Source organism: Actinoplanes sp. TBRC 11911 (assembly GCF_012933445.1).
Taxonomy (GTDB): Bacteria; Actinomycetota; Actinomycetes; order Mycobacteriales; family Micromonosporaceae; genus Actinoplanes.
Genome location: NZ_JABBNC010000082.1, coordinates 1 through 995 on the forward strand (window position 1 = coordinate 1; position 995 = coordinate 995).

The window sequence follows — 995 nt, forward strand, 5'->3', positions numbered from 1 at the left end:
AGCCATGCAACGGGTTCGGGACGGGGATGTAGATGTCGCCGTTGCCGGTCAGCCGCATCCGTACCAGGGCCTTGTGTGGCACGGTCGGTGCGGTGAACGCGGCGTGGTCGTCGCCGTCGATGGCCGCGTCGACGACTTCGCGGATGATGCGCCACGCGTGGTCTTCGTCGATGTCGAGGTGCAGGATGAGTTCGCCGAGGTGGGCTTGGAAGGCGGTGTAGCCGATCTTCGCGCGGAAGACGTCCAGGTTGTCGGTGCCGACGACTGAGCCGGGCCAGAGCGTGATGTCGTGCCCGGTGGCGGCGAGGCGGGGTAGGTGTAGGCGTAGGCCGGCGAAGTCGCGTAGTGCGAGTCGGTGGGGGTGGCCGTCGAGGAAGGTGGGGATGCAGTTTTGCAGGTGTGCTTCGAGTGCGACGCCTTTGCTGGTCAGTCGGAGCAGCGGTGGGAGCAGGAGTTCGGCGTATTCGCGTAGCCAGCGTGCGGGGTCGCCGGTGACCAGGTCGGCGAGCAGATAGGGCAGTGCGCCGCCTGGGATGGCTTGTTCGCCGGGCTCGAGGCGGCCGGCCAGTCCGGTGCGGCGGATCACGGACAGGTCGCGGCCGGAGCCGGCGGGCATGGCGGCGCCGGCGGTCTCGGCCATGAGCAGCAGCCGGTCGCCTTGTGGGTCGTCGGCGACGAGTTGGTGCAGGAGCTGGGAGACGGCTGGGCCGTTGCGGGTGCTGGCTATGCTGATGCTGCGCCGGGTTGAGGTGACCTGGATGTCGAGTGACACTTTGAGGTATTCGCCGGTGTCCGGGATCAGCAGGGTGCGCAGGGCGGCGGTCGGGACGACGTCGATTTCGTGGTCGAGGATGATGAGTTTGTGGTCGGCGATCAGGTCGGCGTAGCGGGCGGGTAGTACGGTGTCGCGTTGCCAGGGGTGTACCGGGTGGATCCGGAAGCCGGGCGGTGCGTTCAGCTCGGGGAAGACGTCATCGCCCAGGTGGAGGTCTTCG

The 995-nt window shown here is 67.9% G+C and carries 1 protein-coding gene; it reads right to left on the reverse strand.

Going from position 1 to position 995, the window contains the following annotated elements; translation table 11 throughout:
* Positions 1-995, reverse strand: a 995-nt coding sequence (locus tag HH310_RS42995) for an IucA/IucC family protein (protein WP_169181551.1), incomplete at both ends; no start/stop codon positions are given.